Here is a 22767-nt window from a genome sequence, read left to right as displayed (position 1 = left end):
CGCCGCTCCCCCGCGGGACGCGTCACGCCTCCCAGGCGGGTGCGACGTGCGGCCACGGGTCCGCCGCCTCGAGCGCCGCGGCGAGGCCGAGGAGGAGCGCCTCCGACCCGACCTTCCCGCCGAGGTGGACGCCGAACGGGAGCTCGGGTCCGGCGTCGTCCACCCGTGCGCGGTGCAGCGGCACGGAGATCGCCGCGGCGCCGGTGATGTTCCAGGTGGAGGTCCACGGCGTGTACGCGCGCTGGTCGAGGAAGTCCTGCTGCGGGTCGTCGTCGTCGCGCATCGACCCCACCGGCGCCGGCGGGCCGGACAGGGTGGGGCTGAGCACCACGTCGACGTCGGCCCAGACCTGTGCGGTGCGGCGGGTGAGCAGGTGCATCGCCGTCACCGCGTTCGAGTACTCGACCCCGGTGACCGACGCACCCTGCTCCCGCAGGAACCGGGTGAGTGGGACGAGCAGCTCCTCCTGCTCCGGCTCGAGCGGCGCGGCCGCCGCGCCGGTGGCCCACACCGGCTGGAACGCCTCCCACTCCGCCACCCCGAACGGCACGCCGACGTCGACGACCTCGTGCCCCATCGCCTCGAGCAGCGCGATCGCGCGGTCGACCCCGGCGAGCGCCTCGCGGTGCACCTCGGTCGCGATCGAGATCGGCTCGCGCAGCACGCCGATGCGCAGCCGCTCCGGCGGGGTGTCGCAGGCGGCGAGGAAGGTACCGGCCTGCTCGGGCGCGCGATAGACATCGCCGGGCCGGGGAACGGCGAGGACATCGAGCAGCGCCGCCGTGTCGCGCACCGTGCGGGTGAGGACGCCGCTGCGGGTGAGCCCCACGCCGTCGGTCTGGTGCGGGCCGGACGAGATGCGACCCCGGGTCGGCAGCAGCCCGACCAGTCCGCAGGCGGCGGCCGGGATCCGGATCGACCCGCCGCCGTCGGAGCCCTGGGCCGCGGGGACGAGACCCGCCGCGACCGCCGCCCCGGCGCCGCCGGAGGAGCCGCCCGCCGACCGGGTCGTGTCCCAGGGCGTGCGGGCGGTCGGTCCGACGTCCGGCTCCGTGTACGGCGGCATGCCGAACTCGGGGGTGGTCGTCTTGCCGACCATCGTCGTGCCGGCGTCGGAGAGCAGGGTGACGATGCCGTCGTCGAGCGTGGCCACGTTGTCCGCGAACGCGGCCGAGCCCAGGCGCAAGGGCAGGCCGGCGACCTGGTTGAGGTCCTTGATGGGCACGGGGACGCCGAGGAACGGGGGCAGCGAGTCGGCGTCGGGCGAGCCGCCGGGTCCGGGCGAGGCCGAGGCGAGGACCTGCTCCGCGGCCGTCGCGTCCGCGAGCGCGCGGTCGGCGGCGACGTGGACGAACGCCCCCACCCGATGGTCGAGGGCCTCGATGCGGCGCAACGTGTGCTCGGCGACCTCGGTCGGCGAGACGTCGCCGGACCGGATCGCGGCGGCCAGGTCGAGGGCGGTCAGCTCGTGGATCTGGGCCATGACCCGAGACTACGGGCCGGGCAGAGGGACCGGTCGGGGCGGTCGGGTCGAGGGACCGACCGGGTCGTCCCAGGCCCCTTCTGTCGTGGGCCCACGGGGCGGTCGCCCGTCTCGGCAGGGAGGGCCCACGCGCCGTTCGTCGTCGTCGATCGCGCTTGACCCGGGCCCCCCGGGATGCGCAAGGATGGAGATCGGCCGTGCCACCCGGACGGTTGACGCGACTGGAAGGAGAGCACGTATGGGCATCTTCGACAAGGCCAAGGACGCAGTCTCCAGCGACAAGGGTGAGGAGTTCTCCGACAAGGGGCTCGACGCCGCAGGCAACGCCGCGGACAACGCCACCGGTGGGAAGTACTCCGACAAGATCGACAGCGCTCGCGAGGGCGCCGACGGCCGCATCGGCAACGAGGGCGCCGGCGAGAACTGAGCGCGACCGATCAGCACACTCTCGGGGAGCTAGCCCCCGACGCTCGACGGCCGGTCCCCCAGTCCGGGGGCCGGCCGTCGCTCTGTCTGCCGTGCGATCGCTCGGACCGCCGTCCGCGCGCCGACCCCGCCGTCCGCGCGCCGACCCCGCCGTCCGCGCGCCGACCGCACAGTGACACGCCGACCCGGTGAGGCGGCCCGGGCGACATCTCCGGCAGCGGTACCCATGTGACCTGCATGACGACGTGGTGGAATGTGCGCATGACTTCGACGGCCCAGGCCCAGCCCGACGACGCCCACGAGTGGCTCGAGGAGGTCGAGGGGGCCGACGCCCTCGCCTGGGTCGAGGAACGCAACGCCGAGGTCACCGAGGAGATCGCTTCGACGACGCGGTTCGACGAGATCCGGTCCGAGATCCTCGAGGTCCTCGACTCGACCGAGAAGATCCCGGCCGTGGTCCAGCGCGGCGAGCACCTCTACAACTACTGGATCGACGCCGAGCACCCCCGCGGCCTGTGGCGCCGCACCACCTGGGAGTCCTACCGCACGCGCGAGCCCGAGTGGGACGTCCTGCTCGACGTCGACGCACTCGGCGAGGCCGAGGGCGAGCAGTGGGTGTGGCACGGCGCGCGGGTGCGGCGCCCCGACTTCGACCGGGCCCTCGTCTCGCTCTCGAGGGGCGGCTCGGACGCTGACGTCGTGCGCGAGTTCGACCTCACCACCCGCGAGTTCGTCGAGGACGGCTTCCGGCTCGAGGAGTCCAAGGGCTTCGCCGCGTGGGGCGACGCGAGCGGGGACGTGCTGCTCGTCGGCCGCGACCTCGGCGAGGGCTCCCTCACCGAGTCCGGCTACCCCCGCACGGTGCGCCGCTGGGCGCGCGGCACCGACCTCGCGGACGCGCCCGAGCTGTTCGCCGGCGAGGTCTCGGACGTGGCCGTCGCGGCCTCGTACGACTCGACGCCCGGCTTCGAGCGCACCTTCGTCAGCCGCGCGGTCGGCTTCTTCGACGAGGAGATCCACCTCGAGCGCGAGGACGGCTCGCTCGTGCGCATCGACGTCCCGACCACCGCGTCCGTCGACGTCCACCGCGAGTGGCTGACGATCCTCCTGCGCGAGACCGGCAAGCTGCGCGGCACGATGTACCGCGCGGGCACGCTCCTCGGGGTCGACCTCGAGGAGTTCCTCGCCGGCGAGGGCACGATCTCCACGCTGTTCGTGCCGACGCCGACCACGGCGTTGTCGAGCTACGCCTGGACCCGGCACCACCTCGTGCTCAACGTCCTCGAGGACGTGACGAACCGACTCGAGCTGCGCACGCCGCCGCCCACCTCCGACGGCGAGTGGCTCGAGCGTCCGCTCGCCCTGTCCGCCGCCGGGTCGCCGCGCCTGGCCGTGTCCCGGATGGCGTCGATGTCGGTGGCCGCCGTCGACGAGCTCGAGTCCGACGACGTGTGGCTGACGACCGCCGACTTCCTCCAGCCCAGCTCGCTCAACCTCGTGCGGCTCTCCGGCGCGGGCCAGACCAAGGCCGTCGAGCCGTTGAAGATGATGCCGCAGTTCTTCGACGACGAGGACCTCGTCGTCGAGCAGTTCTTCGCCACCTCCGACGACGGCACCCAGGTCCCGTACTTCCAGGTCGGCAAGGCCGGGGTCGGCACGGCGGAGTGGCGGCGCGACGGCGGGAAGCCGCAGCCCACCCTGCTCTACGGGTACGGCGGCTTCGAGATCTCCCTGCTGCCGTCCTACTCGGGCTCCGTGGGTCGGGCCTGGCTCGAGCGCGGCGGCGTGTACGTCGTGGCCAACATCCGCGGCGGCGGCGAGTACGGGCCGCGCTGGCACCGCACCGCCCTCACCCACCGGCGACACCGCGCATACCAGGACTTCGCCGCCGTGGCCGACGACCTCGTCAACCGCCAGGTCACCGACCCCGCGCACCTGGGCATCCAGGGCGGGTCGAACGGCGGCCTGCTCATGGGCGTCATGCTCACTCTCTACCCGGAGAAGTTCGGCGCCGTCGTCGCGCAGGTCCCGCTCCTCGACATGAAGCGGTTCTCGCACCTGCTCGCCGGCGCCTCGTGGGTGGCCGAGTACGGCGACCCCGACGACCCGCAGCAGTGGTCCTTCATCAAGACCTTCTCGCCGTACCACCTGTTCGACGCCGACAAGGACTACCCCCCGCTGCTGCTGACGACCTCGACCCGCGACGACCGCGTGCACCCCGGCCACGCCCGCAAGATGGCGGCCCAGATGCTCGAGGCCGGCAAGGACGTCCGCTCCTACGAGAACATCGAGGGCGGCCACGGGGGCGCAGCGACGAACGCCCAGCGCGCCTACCTCCAGGCGCTGGCGTACGAGTTCCTCTGGCAGCAGCTCGGCGACTGACCGCGCAGCTTCCTTCGTCTCCTTCGTCGAGATTGCGGTTCGTCGTCGTCGAGATTGCGGTTCGTCGTCGTCGAGACTGCGGTTTGTCGTCGTCGAGATTGCGGTTTGTCGTCGTCGAGATTGCGGTTCGTCGTCGTCGAGATTGCGGTTGGGAGCTCCGCCTCGCTCGTGTCGAGAGTGCGGCTCAGCACCGCCGGACAGGTCGGCACACGGTCGAGGTTGCGGTTCGTCGGCGTCGTCGCCGAGGTTGGGTTGCGTCGCACCAACCGCAATCTCGGCGTGCACCAACCGCAATCTCGATGAACGGTGCGCTGCGCAGATCAGCGGTTCCAGCGGTTCTGCCGCGCCTTGATCCAGGCGAAGAGGCCGGTGAGACCGATCGCGAACCCCGCGAGGAGGCCGAGGATCCCGACGACGAGGGGCGCCCCCATCACCGACCAGCCGCCGAGCGACGGTGACTGCGTGATGCCGAGGTCCGCGCCGCCGGCGTCGCAGTCGACGTCGTAGGTCCCGTCCGAGCCCGCGGCGAAGCTGCCGAGGCTGACCTCGCGCGAGCCCCCGCCGGCCTGGAAGACCTCCTCGAGCTCGATGTCGAGCGAGGAGCCGTCGGGGCCGGTGACGACGCACTGCCCCGTCGTGCCCCGCTCGCCGACGATGAGATACGTGCTCTCCCCCGCCAGCTCGTGGCGGCCGGTGCCGACGGGCGACGCCGCGTCGACGGCCTCGCGCACGACGCCCGTCGCCGAGTTCGTCCCCCAGGCCAGGGCGAACGCCGGGACGAGCGCGCCGACGAGGACGCCGACGATCATCCAGAGGACCGCCGCGCGGGTCGTGGTCGGGCGAATCCGCCTCGGCGCGGGGCCGGTGCCGCGGTCGTCGGCGGACGGGTGTTCGGCGTCGTCGGGGACTCGCGCAGCTTCGAGGGACTGGTCTGGCTCCGGCTCGGCGTCGTCGGGGCCTCGCGCGTCGTCGAGGGACTGGTCTGGCTCCGGCTCGGCGTCGTCGGGGCCTCGCGCGTCGTCGCGGGACGGGTCGGGCTCCGGCTCGGGGTCGCGGACCGGCTCGGCGTCGGGGTCCGGCTGCTCACCGGGCGCGGATGTCACCCGCCCAGTGTGCCAAGGGTTCGGACCGCCGACGCCGACCGGCCGTCCTCAGCCGCACTCTCGACGACGAACGGCCGCCTCAGCCTCACTCTCGACCGTTGGTGGGGCTCCCAACCGCAATCTCGACGACAACGAACCGCAATCTCGACGGAAGGGGGTGGGGCTAGGCCGCACTCCCGACGTCGTGGAGGTGGTGGCGGATGTCGTGCAGCAGGTACTGGGCGAGGGTGCGCACGGTGAACGCGGCGCCGTCGGAGCGGTAGCCGGGGCGCTCCCACGCGGCCTCGGGCACGGCGCCGAACACGATGCCGGTCTCCTCCGCCCGCTCGGCGAACGTGCGCGCGACCTCGCCCGGGTCGCGCGCGAGGTAGTTGCCGTCGACGGCAGCGCGGTCCTGGTCCCAGTCGGCGAACGTCGGGCCGTCGCCGCCGCGGATGAGCGCGAGCCGGGTCGACATGACGTCGAGGACGTCGGCCGAGTGGGCGCCGTACTCGAGGGGCGACCAGGTCGAGTCGTCCGGGCGGTCGGCGACGGCGTCGCGACGCAGCACCTCGGCCCAGCGACGGGCGGCGTCGGCGAGCTCGGACGCGACGTCGGCGGGCGTGAACGCGGAGGACTCCGTCCCGCACTCCTCGCAGCGCCTCGTGAGGACCCAGGTCCAGTCCTTCGTCTCCGGCTCGATCACGGTGATCCTCCCTCTCGCGGCGCGGTCACCGGCCACGCTACGCCGCACGCCCCGACGAGAGGAGGGGAAGGTGCACGAGACCAGGTGACACCACCCCTGGTCTCGCCACCCTCACCTGATCTCGAGCCGGTGAGGAGCGCCGCACCATCGCCGGACCAGGATCTGAGACCGAGTCCGGGAGCCGCACGGGACCAGACACACGTTCCTAGGGTCGGAGCATGTCCGAATCACCGCGTCCCGACGCGAGCGAGCCGACCACCACCACCGAGCGCCGCCGTCGGGAGTTCCCGCACGTCCTCGTGGTCCTCGTGGCCCTGGGTCTCCTCGCGGCGATCCTCAGCTACCTCGTCCCGGCCGGCCTCTACGACCGCGTGCCCGGGCCGGACGGGCGGGAGGTCGTCGACCCGGACAGCTTCCGGCGGGTCGACGCGGACCCCGTCTCGGCGATGCAGCTCCTCACGGCGTTCCCGCGCGGCCTCATCGACGCGGGGCAGATCGTCTTCTTCGTGTTCACCGTCGGCGGCATGTTCGAGGTGGTCCGCCGGACCGGGCTCATCGACACGGTGCTCTCGTGGGTGGCCCGCGTGTTCGCGAACCGCGGGGCGCTCGTCATCCCGGCGCTCATGGTGCCGTTCTCGCTGGTGGCCAGCTTCATCGGCGTCCCCGAGCTCAGCCTCGTCTACATCCCCGCGATCCTCCCGCTCATGCTCGCGCTCGGGTACGACCGCATCGTGGCCGCCGCCGTCGCCCTGCTCGGGACCGGCGCCGGTTTCGCCGCGGGCTTCCTCAACCCGATCAACACCGGGCTCGGCCAGCAGATCACCGGCCTCGAGCCGTTCTCCGGCATCGGGCTGCGCATCGTCCTCTACGTCGTCCTCATCACGACGGCCTGCCTCTACGTCACCTGGTACGCGCGCCGGGTGGCGAAGGACCCGAGCCGCTCGCTGCTGACCGCGGAGCAGCGCGCCGACGGCAAGGACGTCGTCCTCGACACGACCCAGCACCACGCCTTCACCGGCCGCCAGGTCGCTGCCGGCATCGCGTTCCTCGCGCTGGCCGGCCTGCTGATCTGGGGGATCATCGCGCAGGGCTGGTTCTTCCCCGAGATGGCGGGCATGTGGATCGTCATCGCCCTCGTGGTCGGGCTGGTCGGCGGGCTACGTCCGAGCGAGGTCGCGAACGGGTTCGAGCAGGGGATGCGGGACGTGCTCTCGGGGGCGATCGTCGTCGGCGTCGCGCGCGGTGTGGCGATCCTGCTCGAGGACGGTCAGATCCTCGACTCGATCGTCCACGGGCTCGAGGTGGTCGGCGTCCTGCCGCCCGTGCTGTTCGTCGTCGGCATGTTCGTCGTCCAGGCGTTCTTCAACCTCATCGTGCCCTCGGGCTCGGGGCAGGCGCTCGTCACGCTGCCGGTCCTCGGACCGCTGTCCGACATCCTCGGCGTCTCGCGGCAGAGCGCGGTGCTCGCGTACCAGCTCGGCGACGGCCTGACCAACGTGGTCTACCCGATGTCCGGCTACTTCATGGCCTCGCTCGTGGTGGCCCGCGTGCCGTACAACAAGTGGCTGCGCTTCTACGCGCCGCTGCTGGGGATCTGGGCGCTCGTCGCCGTCGGGTTCCTCGTCTACGCCCAGCTCACCGGCTGGAGCTGACGCAGGTCACGGCGTCAGCGCCCGTACCGGGAGCCCTGCCACAGGACGAGCGCCCCGGTCTCGCGCCGTTCCCCGCGCACGCGCCTCCCGCGCGGACCCGCCACGACGACGCCGGTCGGGCTCGCCGTGAACACCCGGCTGCCGGGCTCGACGCGCGCGCGGAGCGACTCCAGCTCGGCGGTCACGCGGTCGAGCTCGTCGCGCAGGCGGAGGACCTGCTGGATGCCCGCGAGGTTGACGCCCTCGTCCTGGGACAGCCGCTGGACCTCCCGCAGCCGCGCGACGTCCCGCAGCGAGTAGCGGCGCCCGCGCCCCGGGGTGCGGTGCGGCTCGACGAGCCCGAGCCGGTCGTACTGGCGCAACGTCTGCGGGTGCATGCCGGCGAGCTCGGCCGCGACCGAGATGGTGAGGACGGCGGAGTCGGGCCCGATCTGGTCCTCCGCCCGCACCCGGGCACGGCCGCGCCCGCGACCCGCCCCTGCCCGGGCCGCGCTCATCGGGCGGCCTGCTCGAAGAGGAACTCGCGCGGGCTCGCGTCACCGTTCGCGGCGGCGAACTCCTCGACCGCCTTCCGCGCCGCTGCGCTCAGCCGCGAGGGGACCACCACGTTGACCGTGACCATGAGGTCGCCCGGCGCACCCTTGGCGCGCTGGACGCCGTGCTTGCGCACGCGCAGCGTCCGGCCCGACGGCGTCCCCGCCGGCACCTTGACGCGCACCGGGTCGCCGTCGAGCGTCGGCACCTCGATCGTGGCCCCGAGCGCGGCCTCGTCGAACGTCACGGGCACCGTCACGCGGAGGTTGGCGCCGTCGAGCGTGAACACCGGGTGCGGCGTGACCTCGACCGTGATGATGAGGTCGCCCGCGGGAGCCCCGCCGGAGCCGGGGCGCCCCTTGCCGGAGATCTTGATCTTCTGGCCGTCGCGCACGCCCGGCGGGATGCGGGTGGTGACGCTGCGCCCGTCCACGGTCAGCTCGACCGTCGACCCGTCGACCGCCTGCCGGAACGGCAGCGTGGTGGTGGCAAGGACGTCCTGGCCGCGCTGCGCCCGACGCCGCGAGCCGAAGCCCGACGGCGCCGCCGACCCGAACATCGAGCTGAGGATGTCGTCGAACCCGGGGGCGTCCCCCGCCGACGCGTAGGACTGCCCGCGCCCGCCGGCACCGAAGCCGGAGGAGAAGACGTCCTCGAAGCCCGAGGCCCCCGCGCTCCCGCCGGGGCCGCCGGAGAACCGGGGCCGCCCGCCGGCCATGGCCCGCAGCGCGTCGTACTCGCTGCGGTCCTTGGGGTCCGAGAGCACGTCGTAGGCCTCGCCGACCTTCTTGAAGGTCTCCTCGGCCTTGGTGTCACCGGGGTTCTGGTCGGGGTGGTACTTCCGCGCGAGCTTCCGGTACGCCTTCTTGATCGTGTCGGCGTCGGCGTCCTTGGACACGCCGAGCACCTGGTAGAAGTCCTTCTCCAGCCAGTCCTGCCCTGCCATCACTCACCACCTCCCTCGTCCCAGCTCCACCTGTGGTCCTCCCGCCGCGGGTTCGCACGCATCCGCGGGTTCGTTGCGCTCCGCGAGCGCGTGCCCGTGGGCGGGTACATGCCCCGCCGCGAGCGCGTGCCCGTGGGCGCCACATCGCTGCGGCGCCCACGGGCATCGTCGGCCGTCCTCACGCGGGCGAGTGCACCGCCACGCGGGCGGCCCGCACGACCTTCTCGCCGATGCGGTAGCCCGGCTGGAGGACCTGGTCGATCGTCGTGACCTCGACCTCCGCGCTGTCGGTGCTCATGAGCGCCTCGTGCACGGTGGGGTCGAACTCCTCCCCGACGGCGCCGAACCGCTCGAGCCCGAACCGCTGCTGGAGCGTCTGCTCGAGCTTGTCGGCGATCGAGGCGAACGGCCCGGTGAGGTCGTCGTGCTGCCGCGCGAGCGCGACGTCGTCGAGGACGCCGAACAGCGACTCGACGACGGACTCGACGCCGGCCTGCCGGTGGCCCGAGGCCTCCGTGCGGGAGCGCCGCACGAACGCCGCGTACTCCTGCTCGACGTTGTAGAGGTCCGCCTTGCGGCGCGCGACCTGGTCCTGCAGGTCGAGGACCTCGGCCTGCGCCTGGGCCAGCGGGTCGGCGTCACCGGCGGAACCGGCGTCCCCGGCATCGCCGGCGCCATCAGGCGAGCCGGCGGCACCTGCCGCCCCGGCGTCGGGCCCGCCTGCGCCCTGCGCGGCCGGAGCCTCCCCCGGGACCTGGCCCGCGCCGTCGGGCCCCGGGACGCTCGCCGCGTCGTCGGGACCGGCAGCCGCACCCGGACCGGAACCCGGCTCGGGCGCCGCACCGGCGCCGCCCGCCGCGGGCGGACGCACCCGGCCGGTCTCGGGGTCGATGCGCCGACGGTCGTTGACCACCGGCTCCTCCCGCGGTCGGTCGGGCTGCTCGGTCACTTCTTGTCCTCCTCGTCGTCGACGATCTCGGCGTCGACCACGTCCTCGTCGGAACCGGACCCGGAACCCTCGCCGGCCCCGGCATCGGTCGCACCGGCGTCACCGAAGTTCGGCTGGTCCTGCGCGCCGACGTCCTCGGCGCCCTGCGCGGCGTAGAGCGCCTCGCCGATCTTCATGGCCTTCGTGTTGAGGTCGTTCTGGGCCGTCTTGATGGCCTCGACGTCCTCACCCTCGAGCGCCTTCTTCAGCTCGTCGACGGACGCCTGGATCTCGGAGGAGACGTCCTCGGGGAGCTTGTCGGCGTTGTCGGTCAGCTGCTTCTCCACCGAGTAGACCTGCTGCTCGGCGGTGTTGCGGGTGTCGGCCTCCTCGCGACGCTTGGCGTCGTCGGCGGCGTGGGCCTCGGCCTCCTTGATCATGCGGTCGATCTCGTCCTTGGGCAGGGCGGAGCCGCCGGTGATCGTCATCGACTGCTCGGTGCCGGTGCCCTTGTCCTTGGCGGACACGTGAACGATGCCGTTGGCGTCGATGTCGAACGCGACCTCGACCTGCGGCATGCCGCGGGGCGCCGGCGCGATGCCGGTGAGCTCGAACGTGCCGAGCGGCTTGTTGTCCCGCGCGAACTCGCGCTCGCCCTGGAAGACCTGGATGAGCACCGAGGGCTGGTTGTCCTCGGCCGTGGAGAAGACCTCGGACCGCTTGGTCGGGATCGCCGTGTTGCGCTCGATGAGCTTGGTCATCACGCCACCCTTGGTCTCGATGCCGAGGGAGAGCGGGGTGACGTCGATGAGCAGGACGTCCTTGCGGTCGCCCTTGATGACACCGGCCTGGAGGGCGGCGCCGACGGCGACGACCTCGTCCGGGTTGACGCCCTTGTTGGGCTCGCGGCCACCGGTGAGCGACTTGACGACCTCGGTGACGGCCGGCATGCGGGTCGAGCCGCCGACGAGAACCACGTGGTCGATCTCGGAGAGCTGGATCCCGGCGTCGCGGATGACGTTCTCGAACGGCGCCTTGGTGCGGTCGAGGAGGTCCTTGGTCATGTCCTCGAACTTGGCGCGCGTGAGCTGCTCGTCGAGGTGGATCGGCCCCTCGGGGGTCATCGACAGGTACTGCAGCGAGATGTTCGTCGACGTGGCCGAGGAGAGCTCCTTCTTGGCCTGCTCCGCGGCGTCCTTGAGGCGCTGGAGCGCGATCTTGTCCTTGGACAGGTCGGGGCCGCCGCGGCCCTTGACCGTGTCGACGAGCCAGCTGACGACGCGCTGGTCCCAGTCGTCGCCGCCGAGGCGGTTGTCGCCGGAGGTCGCGCGGACCTGGATCGTGGAGAAGTCGTCCTCGTCCTTGCCCACCTCGAGCAGGGAGACGTCGAACGTGCCGCCGCCGAGGTCGAAGACGAGGATGAGCTCGTCCTCCTTGCCCTTCTCCAGGCCGTAGGCGAGGGCGGCCGCGGTGGGCTCGTTGACGATGCGCAGGACGTTGAGGCCGGCGATCTGGCCGGCGTCCTTCGTGGCCTGGCGCTCGGCGTCGTTGAAGTACGCCGGCACGGTGACGACCGCGTCGGTGACGGGCTCGCCGAGGTAGGACTCGGCGTCCTTCTTCAGCTTGCCGAGGATGCGCGCCGAGATCTCGGGCGCCGAGTAGGACTTGTCCTCGATGTCGACCGACCAGTCGGTGCCCATGTGGCGCTTGACCGACGAGATCGTGCGGTCGACGTTGGTGACGGCCTGACGCTTGGCGATCTCGCCGACGAGGACCTCGCCGGACTTGCTGAACGCGACGACGGACGGCGTGGTGCGCGCGCCCTCGGCGTTCGCGATGACGGTGGGCTCGCCGCCCTCGAGGACGGAGACGACGGAGTTCGTGGTGCCGAGGTCGATCCCGACTGCTCGTGCCATAAGAGGTGCTCCTTGGTGGTCACGCCGGCGACGCGACCGGGGCGGCCGCGACTCCCGACTGGGTCTTGAGTCGTATGCACTCAACCTTGCACCGTGCGCGGTTCCGCTGTCCAGCCGCGCGGGTGTGAAGTTGAGTCTGCATGGCTCAACCTTGGCGCTGCGGGATCCATTCCCTCGCCCGCCCCTCGGTGTCGAGATTGCGGTTCGTCGTCGTCGAGATTGCGGTTCGTCGTCGTCGAGATTGCGGTTCGTCGTCGAGATCGCAGGTGAGGCCCACCGCGCCCAGGACCGGGAGCCGCCGCAGCCTCGCCACACACGAGCATCAGCCGAGTCGCCCCGTCGCAGCGCTACTGTCAGTGCCTACGGATACCGTCGGCCCTTCCATCCCCGAAGGAGCCCACGCCATGACCCAGGTCGTCGTCAGCCACCTGAATGCCGTCGAGGCGAACGCGCGGCGCGACGCGATCCTCAGCCGTGTCGGCGAGGACGAGGACGCGTTCCGGACGCGCGCGTCCGAGTACCTCCTCTCGGCCGAGGAGCTGGCGCTGTTCGACGAGCTCGAGAGCCTCGACTTCCTCCTGTCGAGGTGACGTCCGACGACCTGGTCCGCCAGGCCCAGGCGTTCGCCACAGACATCTCCGACACCGTCCGGTCGCTCGCACCGGACGCCGCACCCTTCACCGCCGTGGCCCTCGAGAACCGGGTGACCGTTGAACAGGCTCCCGCGACCGGGATACCGCTGAACGTCGACGGCGGTCGCCTCCTCACCCTCAAGGTGAAGTTCCACTGCGAGCTCGACTCGTCAGCGACGTTCCTCGCGGTCGAGCATTCGAGCTTCGCGGTATACGCCGGTGAGCGGGCCTCCGGCGAGCCCCTGTTCCGCTAAGACTACGTCCGTCATCCGAAGTCCGAGATGCCGGGCGCCCACCTGCAGGTGCACGCCCATCGCGACGCTGCTACCTACGTCATGTCCCAGGCCGGGACGTCCACGATGCGCGGCAAACGTCGCGCCGCGGCCACCGAGGTCCCGAAGCTCGCGGAGCTGCACTTTCCACTCGGCGGTCACCGCTTCCGCCCGTGCCTCCAGGACCTGCTCGAGATGCTCGTCTCGGAGCTCGGCGTCGACGTGTCCCCCGAGGGGCGCGAGTCTCTTCGCCGAGGTCGCGAACGTTGGCGACGCCAGCAGACTCGTTCCGTCGTCCGCGACGCCCCGGACGAGGCCGTGGCGATCCTCGACGAGCTGGGCTATCGCATCACCGCACCCGATCCTGCGCCACCGACGAACACGTCGCGGCTTCAAGCACTGTGACCAACGGCGGGTCGAGCAAGCACACCGACACCTTCGGGTAGGGCGACAATCGCCCGACGACGACGAACCCCGCGTCGACCACCCTGGAGGCAACGTGCAGCACGTGCTGGCGGCGACGGTGCCGGTGTTCCTCGTCGTCGCGCTCGGTTACGTGCTCACGCGCATCGGGATGTTCCGGCGCGAGGACGCGAGCGTGCTCTCGCGGTTCGTCGTCAAGGTGGCGCTCCCGCTGCTCATCTTCGCCAACCTCGCCGGCCGCTCCCCCGCCGAGGTCTTCCACGCCGCCTACCTGCTCACCTACGCCCTCGCCGCGCTGGTGATGTTCGGCCTCGCGGCCCTCTACGGCCGTGCCCGCGGTCGCGACCGGGTGCGCACGGTGTTCATGGGCACCGGGATGGCAGGGACGAACAACGGGTTCATCGGGTTCCCCGTCTTCCTCCTGCTGTTCACGGAGCAGGCGGGAGCCGCCGTCGGGATGGGGATGATCGTCGACAACGCGCTCATCATCCCGCTCACCCTCCTCCTGGCCGAGCGGGCCACGGGCACGGGCACGGTGAGGGACCGGCTCGTCGCGACCGTCCGCGGCGTCCTCCTGCACCCGATGGTCGTCGCGATCGTCGCCGCGCTCGCGCTCAGCGCCGCCGGGCTCGAGGTGCCGTCCGCGCTGGGCAACGGCGTCGACCTCCTCGCGGGGGCGTCGACCGGGGTGGCGCTGTTCGCCGTCGGCGGGATGTTCGTCGGCCTACGGATCCGCGGGGCGCTCGGCGACGTGCTCGCCACCGTGGTCGGGAAGCTCGCGGTGATGCCGGCGATCGCCGTCGGGCTGCTCCTGGCGTTCGACGCCGCCGGACTGCCCTCGCTGCCGGACGAACTGCGGGCCGCCGCCGTGCTCATGTGCGCGCTGCCGACCTACTCGGTGCTGCCGGCGCTCGCCGAGCAGTACGGGGAGACCGACGTGCCGACGGCGACGATGATGCTCCAGACCGCGTGCTCGTTCCTCACGCTGACGGGCTGGATGCTCGCCCTGTCCGCTGCCGGGTGGATGTAGCCGGCTGTACGCAGGCGAGCGGAGGGCCGATCAGGTGCCGGGTGCGACGACGGCAAGACCGGCAGCCCCGGCGGCATCGACAAGTCGGTGGTCGTAGGCGACGAACGAGCCGAGCGCATTCCCGAGCACCAGTGCTGACGCGAGGTGCAGGGCGTCGAGCGTGCGCAGCATCGGCACACCGAGGTCGCACGCGAGATCCTGAACGTCACGGCCGAGAGGGACCAGATCGAGGTCACCGACCACGAGCCGGGCCTCGGCGAGGGCCAGATCGCCCGCCCTCCGCGCCGCCCTGAGGACCTCGACCCTTCCCAGCTCGCTCGTCACCAGGAGGTCGTCCGGACGCGCGCCCATCCATTCGACCAGAGCATCGGTCTCGGCCTCACGACGCACGAGCTTCATGAGCGCCGACGAGTCGAGGTAGATCACAGGAGCTCCTGCCGTTCGACGTCGAGCAGCTCCTGGTTCGTCGGCCCGCCGTTCGCGATCGACAAGGGCCGGGGGGTTCGCGCACGACCGCTCGGGCTGCCTGCCGGCCGGAGGTGGCCGGAGGCCACCAGTCGATCCCGTGCGGTCACGGCTCCAGACGGCGGGGTGAGGAGCGCGACAAGCTCGCCTCGTTCGGTGACCTCGACCGTCGATCCGGACTTGACGAGCGCCAGGTAGCGCGACGCGTTCTGTCGCAGCTCGCGGACACCGATACGTTCCATCCCCACACGGTAGCACTTCATGTGCTACACGTCGACCGGCAGGCGCGGCCCTCGCGGCGACACGACCGCGACCATGAGTGCGTCAGATGCTGCCGTCAGGGACCGACGAGCTCGAGGAACGCCGTCGTCGCCGGGGCGGGGTTGAAGTCGCTCCACGCGAGGTGCTCGACCCGGACCGGGCCGTCCGTCACCTCGACCGTGACCGTGCGCCGATCGGCCGGGACGACGGCGGGCGGGAGCAGCGCCACCGCGAGCCCCTCCGCCACGAGCCCGAGGATGAGCTCCGAGCCCATCGACTCGAAGGTCACCGACCGCGCGAGGCCGGCCGCCTCGAACGCCAGGTCGCTCTGGGCCCGCCCGGGCGAGCCCTCGCCGAAGTCGGCGAACGTCTCGCCCTCGAGGTCCGCCAGTCGGATCCGACGACGACGAGCGAGGCGATGCGTCGCCGGCAGGACGGCGACGAGCCGGTCCCGCGTGAGCTCGCGCGAGGCGACCCCGGCCGGCGGCGTCCGCTCGGACAGGCCGAGGACGGCGACGTCGAGCTCCCCGGCCCGGATCGCCGCGACGTGCCGGTCACTGTCCCCGCCCCGCACCGTGACCCGGACGGCGGGGTGCGCGTCGTGAAGGCGGCGCAGCGTGGCGGGCACGTCGAGGGCGGTGACGGTGGGGATGAGGCCGATCCGCAGCGTGCCCCGCACCTCCCCGGCGGCCGCCGAAGCCTGCGCCGCCGCACGCTCGGCCGCCTCGAGGCTCGCCCGGGCGGCGGGGAGGAATGCCTCGCCGGCGGCCGTGAGCTCGACCCGGCGGCTCGTGCGGGCGAACAGCCGGACGCCGAGCTCCTTCTCGAGCGCGGCCACCTGGTGGCTGAGCGCCGACTGGACGACGAAGCACTGCGCCGCCGCGCGCGTGAAGTTCCGCGTCTCGGCGACGGCGAGGACGTAGCGCAGCTGCTGGAGCTCCATCCATCCATCATGCTGCGCGATCGTTCCCATGACAACGATGTGTTGGACCGATCGCCGGTCGGAGGCGGAAGGTAAGGACATGACGATCCAGCCGACGACGACGCCCACCCGCGGCGTCACCCCACCGGTGTCCGCGCCGGCCACGACCTCTCCTCCGGCACCGCACGGCGCCCGGCGCGCGGGCCTCCTGCTCGCGACCGCCGTCGCGCCCGCCGTCTGGGGGACCACGTACATCGTGACGACCGAGCTGCTGCCGCCGGACCACCCGGTCTTCGCCGGCCTCATGCGCGCCCTGCCCGCGGGACTCCTCGGCCTGCTCGTCGCGCGGCAGCTCCCCAGCGGCGACTGGTGGTGGCGCGCCGCGGTCCTCGGCACGCTCAACATCGGGATCTTCTTCCCGCTCCTGTTCGTCGCGGCCGAGCGGCTGCCGGGCGGCGTCGCCGCGACACTCGGGGCCACGCAACCCCTGCTCGTCGCCCTCCTTGCGGCTGCGCTGCTTCCCGAGCGGCTCTCCGCATGGCGGCTCACATGGGGCGTGACCGGCGTCGTCGGGGTGGGTCTCGTCGTCCTCGGACCGGGAGCAGGGCTGGATCTCGTCGGGGTGGTCGCCGGGATCGCGGGCGCCGCCTCGATGGGCACCGGGGTCGTGCTCACCAAGCGGTGGGGGCGGCCGGCGGGGGTGAGCGCGGTTGGCCTCGCGTCGTGGCAGCTGACCGCCGGCGGGCTCGTGCTCCTCGTCCCCGCGCTGGTGATCGACGGCGTTCCCACCCACGTCGACGCCGGGGGCGTGGCGGGCTACCTCTGGCTCGGCCTCGTCGGCGGGCTGCTCGCCTACACGCTGTGGTTCCGCGGCATCGGGCGGCTCCCGGTCGCTCCGACCGCCCTGCTCGGGCTGCTCTCACCGCTCGTCGCGGCCTCGCTCGGCGCGCTCCTCGCGGGCGAGTCGCTGAACGGGGTCCAGCTCGTCGGGTTCGCCGTGGCTCTCGCTGCCCTGGCGACGGGGCAGCTCTCGCCGCGGACACGTCGTGGCCGGCCGGGGCCGGAGGCGCCGGAGCCTCCGCAACAGCCGGAGCCGCCGGAGCACCCACACGCGGACGCGGACCGCGAGGAGGTGGTCGCGCCGTGAGGATCCTCGTCATCGGCGCTACCGGCATGGTGGGCACGCGGATCGTCGCCGAGGCCGCCGCGCGTGGGCATCACGTCACCGCGGCCGCCCGGACGCCGGGCCGGCACCGCCACACCCACGGCGCGCACGTTCCCGGCGCGGACGTCCTCGGCACGCACGTCCACGCTGCACTCGATCCCGGCACGCACGTCCACCAACCGACAGGAACCGTCGAGCCCCTCGCGCTCGACGCCGCCGCGACCGACCAGGTGGCGGACGCCCTCGGCGGGGCGGACGCGGCGGTCCTAACCGTGCGCGCTCCCGCGGGCCGACCCGGCGCGATCGTGCCCGTGACCGAGGCCGTGCTCGACGCCGCAGGGCGCCGGGGCGCGCGACTCCTCGTCGTCGGCGGGGCGGGTCCGCTGCGATCACCCCGCGGCGCGGACCGGGTCGTGGTCGACGACCCCGCGTACGTCCCGGCGCAGTGGCGCGAGATCGCCGGCGCGAGCGTCACCCAGCTCGATATCTGCGAGCGGCACGCGAACCGCGACTGGGTCTACCTCAGCCCCCCGGCCGTCCTCGAGCCCGGCGAGCGCACCGGCTCCTACCGTCGCGGCACGACGACACTGCTCACCGATGCCGACGGCGTCTCCCGGATCTCCGCCGAGGACCTCGCCGCGGCAGTTGTCGACGAGCTCGAACACCCGGGCCACGACAGGCACGTCACGGTCGCCGAGACCTGAGCGGCCAACCACCGTCAGCCGTCAGCCATCAACCGTCAGCCGTCAGTCCCTGACAGGCTCCCCCACCCGGATGCCCTCGTCGGCGAGAACCGCCCGCGCACGGCCGATCCGCCGGTCCTCGGAGAACGCCATCCAGCGCTCGACCAGTCCCTCCTTCTCGATGAGGTCCCGGAACCGGCGGAAGGCACCGGACCCGTCGATCGCCCGCTCGAGCCGATCCTGAACCTCGGACCCGCCCTCGCGCCCCGCCTGCGCCTCGGCGAAGGCCGCCATGTCCTGCCAGGCGGCCCGCTTCTCGACCGGCTCGACCTCGAGGTACCGGTCCGGGTCGGACTCGACGTCGATCGCCACGTCGTCGCCGACGACTCCGTCGTCCGCCTCGAAGGCGTGGAACACCGCGCCGGTCTCCAGGTCGACGTAACCGGCCTCGGAGGACTCGGGGTCCTCGTGCATGACCTCGGCCAGCGTCGCGAGGTCGACCGGGAGTAGTCGGTCACCCAGCGGCTCCTGCCTCAGCAGGGCGAGCAGGTCGTCCGCCAGCACGCGGTCCCCCTCGAAGTCACGCACGCCGAGCCGGTTGACGATCGCCAGCGCGAGCCCCTCCACGGCCCCGCGATCATCGACGAGCGCCCACGGGAGTCCGGCGCCCACCTGCTGGAGCGCGTCGTCGACGTCGCGGCCGAGGACCGCGTCGAGGAACCACTGCGCATCCCGCGCCGCGACGGCTGCACGCACCTCGCGGAGATCGAGCCCCGGCGCCCGGTCCGCCGGCGGCCACTCCCCCGCGAGCATCGGGTCCGCCTGCGGCGGTCGCCGCGGCACCCGGCCCTCACCGTCGTCGCCCCACCACCGGCGGCCGTGCTGGTCCGGGAGCGTGCCCCAGCCCCGGAACGCCACGGGGCGCTTCGGCCGCAGCCCGAGCACCTCGTCGGGATCGACCTTCACCCCCACCACGCACCGGTGCACCCAGCCGTCGCCGAGGTCGAACTCGAACCTCATCTCGTCGCCCGTGCCCACGACCTTCGCCACCTTGGTGGCACCGGAGTCGAGCCCGCCGACGAGCGGCCCCGCCATCGAGCTCACCGCCTCGTCGACGGTCTCCGGGTCGGAGACCACCCGCCCGTCCTCGAGCGTGAAGACCGACAGGTGCGCGAGGTCCCAGCGCCCGAAGGCGTCGTTGATCGCGTCGGCGAGCGCCTCGAACGTGTGGGACGGCCCGACGGCGAACACCCGCCCCGGCTGTGGCCAGAGCTCCTCCCACCGCCCGCCGAGGAGCTCGACCGTCACCGTCAGCCATGTGCGCGCCATGGCTCCAGCGTGGCACGGGCCGGTGCACAGCAGTCGCGAAAACCCCTTGCCACCCGACTGAACACGCGTATAGCGTGCTGAACATGAGTTCAACGTCCGAGGATCTCAGCACCCGGGCCCGCCTCCGGGACACCGCGATCCGGCGGTTCGCCGCCCACGGCTTCGACGCGTCCCTGCGCAGCATCGCGGCCGACGCCGGCGTCAGCGCGGGCCTGATCCTCCACCACTTCGGCTCGCGGGCCGGCCTGCGCGAGGCGTGCGACGACCACGTCCTGGCGCGGATCCGGGACAGCAAGACCGAGATCCTCCGGGGCGACGTCGGGTTCGCGACCGCGCTCGCCCAGATGGCCGAGCTCGACGGCTATCTCGAGCTCGTCGCCTACGTCCTCCGCGCCATGCAGACCGGCGGAGCCCTCACCGACCACTTCCTCGACGCCCTCGTGACCAGCTCCGAGACGTACCTCGCCGACGCCGTCCGGGACGGGATCGCGCGGCCGAGCCGGAGCCCGAGCCGTCGCGCGCGCGCCCTGTCCGTCATGTCCCTCGGCGCCCTGCTCCTCGAGCTGCCCGGGCACCGTGACGAGTGGGACCTCGACGAGATGCCCGACATGCTGCGCAGCTACACCGACCGGATGGTCCTCCCGCTGCTCGAGATCTACACCGAGCCGCTGCTCACCAACTCCACCCTGCTCGACGCGTACCTCGACTCCCCGGAGGGCAGGCGTGCCGTCGCCGACGACGCGCCACCTCCACCCCCGCACGACGACGCCACCCCCGGCGCCCCACCCACCGGCGCACCCGACACACCGGCCGGCGACGCCGACCCCTCCGACACCGCACCTCCCACCTCCGACCACAGGAGCACCGCATGACCACGCACGCGATCGAGGTCGCCGACCTCGTCAAGACCTTCGGCCCCACCCGCGCGCTCGACGGCTTCGAGCTCACCGTCCCGACGGGCCAGGTCACCGGCTTCCTCGGCCCGAACGGCGCCGGGAAGTCCACCACCATCCGCGTCCTGCTCGGCATGCTGCGCGCCGACTCGGGCCGAGCGACCGTCCTCGGGCAGGACCCCTGGACCGACTCCGTCGCCGTCCACCGCCGCCTCGCCTACGTCCCCGGCGACACGAGCCTGTGGCCGAACCTCACCGGCGGCGAGGCGATCGACGTCTTCACCCGCCTGCACGGCGGGACCGCCGACCGGAGGCGCCGCGACGAGCTCATCGAGCGCTTCGAGCTCGACCCCACGAAGAAGTCCCGCACCTACTCCAAGGGCAACCGGCAGAAGGTCGCCCTCGTCTCGGCCCTCGCCTCCGACTCCGAGCTCTTCCTCCTCGACGAGCCGACCTCCGGCCTCGACCCCCTGATGGAGGCCGTCTTCACCGACGAGGTGCGCAAGCTCCGCGAGGACGGCCGCACCGTCCTGCTCTCGAGCCACATCCTCGGCGAGGTCGAGAAGCTGTGCGACACGGTGACGATCATCCGGGCCGGCCGCGCGGTCGAGTCCGGGACGCTCGCCGAGATGCGCCACCTCACGCGCTCGACCGTCTCCGCGACCACCGCCCACCCGGCCGAGGCGTTCGCGCGCATCGACGGCGTCCACGACCTCGTCGCCGAGGACGGCCGGCTCACGTTCGACATCGACAACACTCGCATCAACGAGGTCCTGCGCGTGCTCGCGGACGCCGGCGTCGAGAACCTCACCATCACCCCGCCCTCGCTGGAGGAGCTCTTCATGCGGCACTACGGCGACGACGTGAGCGAGGCCGCCTGATGACCACCACCGCCCCGGCCCGCACCGACGCGCCCCGCCCTCACCCACGGACCGACCACCCGCCCGACGGCGGCTCGCACCTCACGGGGACGGGCACCCTCGTCCGGCTCAACCTGCGACTCGACCGCGTCCGCATCGCGGTGTGGACGTTCGCCGTCGGGCTCGTCGTCCTCGGCTCGATCTACTCCCTGGAGGAGGCCTTCCCCACCCAGGAGTCCCTCCAGGGCCGCGCCGATCTCATGTCGAGCCCGGCCGCGGTCATCATGAGCGGCCCGGCGTTCGCGCTCGACAACTACACGTTCGGCGCGATGGTCGCGAACGAGCTCGTCCTGTACGTGCTCCTCGCGGCGAGCATCATGTCGATCCTCCTCGCGGTGCGGCACACCCGCGCCGAGGAGGAGTCGGGCCGGCTCGAGCTCGTCCGCTCGCTGCCCGTGGGCCGGTTCGCCGCCCCGACGGCGTCGGTCGTCACGGTCGCGATCGCCAACGTCCTCGTCGGCGCCGCCGTGACGGTCGGGCTGCTCGTGCCCGGCATGGCCGTCGCCGACTCGGTCGCGCTCGGGGTCGCCACCGCCCTGACCGGCATGGTCTTCGCGGCGATCGCCACCGTCATCGCCCAGACCACCGAGCACGCCGCCGGCGCGAGCGGGCTCTCCTCCGCCGTCCTCGCGGTCGCGTTCCTCGTCCGCGGCATCGGCGACGTCATCGAGCCCACCGGCTCGTGGCTCTCGTGGTTCTCGCCGCTCGCGTGGGCGCAGCAGACCCGCCTGTTCGTCGACCTGCGCTGGTGGCCGCTCGCGGTCTCCGCGGCCGCCGTCGTCGTCCTCTACGTCGTTGCGGTCGGCCTCGCGAGGCGCCGCGACCTCGGTGCCGGGCTGCGCCGCCCCTCCCCCGGTCCCGCCACCGCGGCGCGCTCCCTGCTCTCCCCCGCCGGCCTCGCCGAGCGGCTCGGGCGCGGCTCGGTCGTCGCGTGGGGCGTGGGGACGTTCCTCTTCGCCGTCGCCATGGGGTCCCTCGCCGGATCCATCGACGGGATGCTGGACGACAACCCCACCCTGCAGAGCTGGATCGAGATGGAGGGCACGGACATGACCGCGCAGTTCGCGGGCATCGTCCTCACGATCACGCTCGTCGCCCCGATGGTCCTCGCCGTCTCGGGCGTGCTCAGGCTCAAGGCCGAGGAGTCCTCGGGCCGGGCCGAGCAGGTGATCGTCACCGGCAGCTCGCGCACCGGGTTCCTCGCGGGCTGGCTCACGACGGTGGCGCTGCAGACCGTCCTGCTCACGCTGGTCGCGGGCCTCGGCACGGGGATCGGCGTGGCACTCGGCGTCGGCGAGGCCGGCCGGGTCGGCGAGCTCGTCATCGCCGCGCTCGTCTACCTGCCGGCGATCGCCGTCATCGCGGGACTCGCGGTCGCCACCTACGGCCTCGCGCCGCGGCTCACGGTGCTCGCGTGGCTGCTCGTCGTGTGGACGTCGCTCGTGCTCTTCCTCGGCGGGCTGCTCGACATCCCGGACTGGGCGCTCGCGATCTCGCCGTTCGACAGCACGCCGGCCCTCCCGGCGGAGGACCTCGAGATCGTCCCGCTCGTCGCGCTGTCGGTCATCGCGGCGGTGCTCGTCGTCGTCGGGCTCCTCGGTTTCCGACGCCGGGACATCGCCTCGCGCTGACCCGACCGGCGTGACGAATGGGGGGATTGCGGCGCCTCTGGGCCCCGAAACAGGCCGCTTTCCCCCCAACGGTGGCGCGCTCAGCC

General features: G+C 72.7%; 23 protein-coding genes. 12 read left to right on the top strand and 11 right to left on the bottom strand.

The annotated features are described in order from the left end of the window. Positions 1-22: 22 nt before the first annotated feature. On the bottom strand, positions 23-1483 hold the full coding sequence (locus AC24FB_RS09250; RefSeq protein ID WP_425715352.1) for an amidase: 1461 nt from the start codon (positions 1481-1483) through the stop codon (positions 23-25). A 238-nt stretch (positions 1484-1721) separates the two neighbouring features. Between AC24FB_RS09250 and AC24FB_RS09245 the strand changes: the two genes are divergently transcribed. Both AC24FB_RS09245 and AC24FB_RS09240 read left to right on the top strand, forming a co-directional pair. Beyond that, complete coding sequence (locus AC24FB_RS09245; RefSeq protein WP_425715351.1) at positions 1722-1910, top strand: antitoxin; 189 nt, start codon at positions 1722-1724, stop codon at positions 1908-1910. A 260-nt stretch (positions 1911-2170) separates the two neighbouring features. Further along, positions 2171-4291: a prolyl oligopeptidase family serine peptidase gene (locus AC24FB_RS09240; RefSeq protein ID WP_425715350.1), complete on the top strand. Its 2121-nt coding sequence runs from the start codon at positions 2171-2173 to the stop codon at positions 4289-4291. Positions 4292-4611: 320 nt separating this feature from the next. Here the strand turns inward: AC24FB_RS09240 and AC24FB_RS09235 are convergent, their stop codons facing one another. Further along, on the bottom strand, positions 4612-5394 hold the full coding sequence (locus tag AC24FB_RS09235; RefSeq protein ID WP_425715349.1) for a hypothetical protein: 783 nt from the start codon (positions 5392-5394) through the stop codon (positions 4612-4614). Positions 5395-5557: 163 nt separating this feature from the next. Further along, a complete protein-coding gene (locus tag AC24FB_RS09230) occupies positions 5558-6079 on the bottom strand; it encodes a DinB family protein (protein ID WP_425715348.1) in 522 nt (173 codons plus the stop codon). Between the two features lie 218 nt (positions 6080-6297). On the opposite strand from AC24FB_RS09230, the gene AC24FB_RS09225 reads away from it, so the two are divergent. Further along, on the top strand, positions 6298-7731 hold the full coding sequence (locus AC24FB_RS09225; protein ID WP_425715347.1) for a YfcC family protein: 1434 nt from the start codon (positions 6298-6300) through the stop codon (positions 7729-7731). Between the two features lie 14 nt (positions 7732-7745). Here the strand turns inward: AC24FB_RS09225 and AC24FB_RS09220 are convergent, their stop codons facing one another. The 4 genes from AC24FB_RS09220 to dnaK form a co-directional block, all read right to left on the bottom strand. Further along, the gene (locus AC24FB_RS09220; protein ID WP_425715346.1) at positions 7746-8228 is read right to left on the bottom strand and encodes a heat shock protein transcriptional repressor HspR; all 483 of its coding nucleotides are present in this window, start codon (positions 8226-8228) and stop codon (positions 7746-7748) included. Further along, a complete protein-coding gene (locus tag AC24FB_RS09215; protein WP_425715345.1) occupies positions 8225-9211 on the bottom strand; it encodes a DnaJ C-terminal domain-containing protein in 987 nt (328 codons plus the stop codon). Before AC24FB_RS09215 ends, AC24FB_RS09220 begins: the two co-directional genes overlap by 4 nt. Before the next feature lie 178 nt (positions 9212-9389). Further along, positions 9390-10160, bottom strand: a complete 771-nt coding sequence (locus AC24FB_RS09210; protein ID WP_425715344.1) for a nucleotide exchange factor GrpE — start codon at positions 10158-10160, stop codon at positions 9390-9392. Further along, positions 10157-12055, bottom strand: a complete 1899-nt coding sequence (gene dnaK, locus AC24FB_RS09205) for a molecular chaperone DnaK (protein ID WP_425715343.1) — start codon at positions 12053-12055, stop codon at positions 10157-10159. Before dnaK ends, AC24FB_RS09210 begins: the two co-directional genes overlap by 4 nt. 404 nt (positions 12056-12459) lie before the next feature. Here dnaK and AC24FB_RS09200 point away from each other — a divergent pair, with 404 nt between their 5' ends. The 4 genes from AC24FB_RS09200 to AC24FB_RS09185 all read left to right on the top strand — a co-directional run bounded on the left by AC24FB_RS09200 (position 12460) and on the right by AC24FB_RS09185 (position 14412). Continuing rightward, positions 12460-12645 carry a hypothetical protein gene (locus tag AC24FB_RS09200; RefSeq protein WP_425715342.1) on the top strand — a complete coding sequence of 62 codons (186 nt, stop codon included), beginning with the start codon at positions 12460-12462 and terminating at the stop codon, positions 12643-12645. After that, entirely contained in the window at positions 12642-12941 is a 300-nt protein-coding gene (locus AC24FB_RS09195; RefSeq protein WP_425715341.1) for a hypothetical protein, read from the top strand. Before AC24FB_RS09200 ends, AC24FB_RS09195 begins: the two co-directional genes overlap by 4 nt. A 27-nt stretch (positions 12942-12968) precedes the next feature. Beyond that, entirely contained in the window at positions 12969-13364 is a 396-nt protein-coding gene (locus AC24FB_RS09190; RefSeq protein ID WP_425715340.1) for a hypothetical protein, read from the top strand. 94 nt (positions 13365-13458) lie between these two features. After that, positions 13459-14412: an AEC family transporter gene (locus tag AC24FB_RS09185; RefSeq protein WP_425715339.1), complete on the top strand. Its 954-nt coding sequence runs from the start codon at positions 13459-13461 to the stop codon at positions 14410-14412. A 30-nt stretch (positions 14413-14442) separates the two neighbouring features. Here AC24FB_RS09185 and AC24FB_RS09180 read toward each other — a convergent pair whose 3' ends face one another. The 3 genes from AC24FB_RS09180 to AC24FB_RS09170 all read right to left on the bottom strand — a co-directional run bounded on the left by AC24FB_RS09180 (position 14443) and on the right by AC24FB_RS09170 (position 16081). Further along, on the bottom strand, positions 14443-14838 hold the full coding sequence (locus AC24FB_RS09180) for a type II toxin-antitoxin system VapC family toxin (protein WP_425715338.1): 396 nt from the start codon (positions 14836-14838) through the stop codon (positions 14443-14445). Then, positions 14835-15119, bottom strand: coding sequence for a type II toxin-antitoxin system Phd/YefM family antitoxin (locus AC24FB_RS09175; RefSeq protein WP_425715337.1), 285 nt, complete (start codon positions 15117-15119; stop codon positions 14835-14837). The genes AC24FB_RS09180 and AC24FB_RS09175 overlap by 4 nt, the downstream gene beginning before the upstream one ends. Positions 15120-15214: 95 nt before the next feature. Next, positions 15215-16081 carry a LysR family transcriptional regulator gene (locus AC24FB_RS09170; RefSeq protein ID WP_425715336.1) on the bottom strand — a complete coding sequence of 289 codons (867 nt, stop codon included), beginning with the start codon at positions 16079-16081 and terminating at the stop codon, positions 15215-15217. A gap of 79 nt (positions 16082-16160) precedes the next feature. On the opposite strand from AC24FB_RS09170, the gene AC24FB_RS09165 reads away from it, so the two are divergent. Both AC24FB_RS09165 and AC24FB_RS09160 read left to right on the top strand, forming a co-directional pair. After that, positions 16161-17207, top strand: coding sequence for an EamA family transporter (locus tag AC24FB_RS09165; protein ID WP_425715335.1), 1047 nt, complete (start codon positions 16161-16163; stop codon positions 17205-17207). Further along, complete coding sequence (locus tag AC24FB_RS09160) at positions 17204-17929, top strand: NAD(P)-dependent oxidoreductase (protein WP_425715334.1); 726 nt, start codon at positions 17204-17206, stop codon at positions 17927-17929. Before AC24FB_RS09165 ends, AC24FB_RS09160 begins: the two co-directional genes overlap by 4 nt. A gap of 42 nt (positions 17930-17971) precedes the next feature. Here AC24FB_RS09160 and AC24FB_RS09155 read toward each other — a convergent pair whose 3' ends face one another. Then, on the bottom strand, positions 17972-19237 hold the full coding sequence (locus tag AC24FB_RS09155) for an IS1096 element passenger TnpR family protein (protein WP_425715333.1): 1266 nt from the start codon (positions 19235-19237) through the stop codon (positions 17972-17974). A gap of 83 nt (positions 19238-19320) precedes the next feature. Here AC24FB_RS09155 and AC24FB_RS09150 point away from each other — a divergent pair, with 83 nt between their 5' ends. From AC24FB_RS09150 to AC24FB_RS09140, 3 genes are read left to right on the top strand one after another with little or no spacing between them, the layout of a single operon-like run. Continuing rightward, the gene (locus AC24FB_RS09150) at positions 19321-20109 is read left to right on the top strand and encodes a TetR/AcrR family transcriptional regulator (RefSeq protein ID WP_425715332.1); all 789 of its coding nucleotides are present in this window, start codon (positions 19321-19323) and stop codon (positions 20107-20109) included. Next, positions 20106-21011, top strand: a complete 906-nt coding sequence (locus tag AC24FB_RS09145; protein ID WP_425715331.1) for an ABC transporter ATP-binding protein — start codon at positions 20106-20108, stop codon at positions 21009-21011. The genes AC24FB_RS09150 and AC24FB_RS09145 overlap by 4 nt, the downstream gene beginning before the upstream one ends. Continuing rightward, entirely contained in the window at positions 21011-22681 is a 1671-nt protein-coding gene (locus AC24FB_RS09140; RefSeq protein ID WP_425715330.1) for an ABC transporter permease, read from the top strand. Before AC24FB_RS09145 ends, AC24FB_RS09140 begins: the two co-directional genes overlap by 1 nt. The last annotated feature ends 86 nt before the right edge of the window (positions 22682-22767 follow it).

Source organism: Georgenia sp. Z1344 (genome assembly GCF_057652375.1).
The sequence above is the reverse complement of the archived record's forward strand: the minus strand, read 5'-3'. Positions and strand labels throughout refer to the sequence as shown.

Excerpts from the sequence above, each read along its gene's own strand:
- AC24FB_RS09150 (WP_425715332.1), top strand. The coding sequence starts at position 19,321 with ATGAGTTCAACGTCCGAGGATCTCAGCACCCGGGCCCGCCTCCGGGAC.
- AC24FB_RS09140 (WP_425715330.1), top strand. The coding sequence starts at position 21,011 with ATGACCACCACCGCCCCGGCCCGCACCGACGCGCCCCGCCCTCACCCA.
- AC24FB_RS09215 (WP_425715345.1), bottom strand. The coding sequence starts at position 9,211 with ATGGCAGGGCAGGACTGGCTGGAGAAGGACTTCTACCAGGTGCTCGGC.
- AC24FB_RS09240 (WP_425715350.1), top strand. The coding sequence starts at position 2,171 with ATGACTTCGACGGCCCAGGCCCAGCCCGACGACGCCCACGAGTGGCTC.
- AC24FB_RS09225 (WP_425715347.1), top strand. The coding sequence starts at position 6,298 with ATGTCCGAATCACCGCGTCCCGACGCGAGCGAGCCGACCACCACCACC.
- AC24FB_RS09250 (WP_425715352.1), bottom strand. The coding sequence starts at position 1,483 with ATGGCCCAGATCCACGAGCTGACCGCCCTCGACCTGGCCGCCGCGATC.
- dnaK (WP_425715343.1), bottom strand. The coding sequence starts at position 12,055 with ATGGCACGAGCAGTCGGGATCGACCTCGGCACCACGAACTCCGTCGTC.
- AC24FB_RS09165 (WP_425715335.1), top strand. The coding sequence starts at position 16,161 with ATGACGATCCAGCCGACGACGACGCCCACCCGCGGCGTCACCCCACCG.
- AC24FB_RS09155 (WP_425715333.1), bottom strand. The coding sequence starts at position 19,237 with ATGGCGCGCACATGGCTGACGGTGACGGTCGAGCTCCTCGGCGGGCGG.
- AC24FB_RS09200 (WP_425715342.1), top strand. The coding sequence starts at position 12,460 with ATGACCCAGGTCGTCGTCAGCCACCTGAATGCCGTCGAGGCGAACGCG.
- AC24FB_RS09170 (WP_425715336.1), bottom strand. The coding sequence starts at position 16,081 with ATGGAGCTCCAGCAGCTGCGCTACGTCCTCGCCGTCGCCGAGACGCGG.
- AC24FB_RS09220 (WP_425715346.1), bottom strand. The coding sequence starts at position 8,228 with ATGAGCGCGGCCCGGGCAGGGGCGGGTCGCGGGCGCGGCCGTGCCCGG.
- AC24FB_RS09245 (WP_425715351.1), top strand. The coding sequence starts at position 1,722 with ATGGGCATCTTCGACAAGGCCAAGGACGCAGTCTCCAGCGACAAGGGT.
- AC24FB_RS09145 (WP_425715331.1), top strand. The coding sequence starts at position 20,106 with ATGACCACGCACGCGATCGAGGTCGCCGACCTCGTCAAGACCTTCGGC.
- AC24FB_RS09175 (WP_425715337.1), bottom strand. The coding sequence starts at position 15,119 with ATGGAACGTATCGGTGTCCGCGAGCTGCGACAGAACGCGTCGCGCTAC.
- AC24FB_RS09190 (WP_425715340.1), top strand. The coding sequence starts at position 12,969 with ATGCCGGGCGCCCACCTGCAGGTGCACGCCCATCGCGACGCTGCTACC.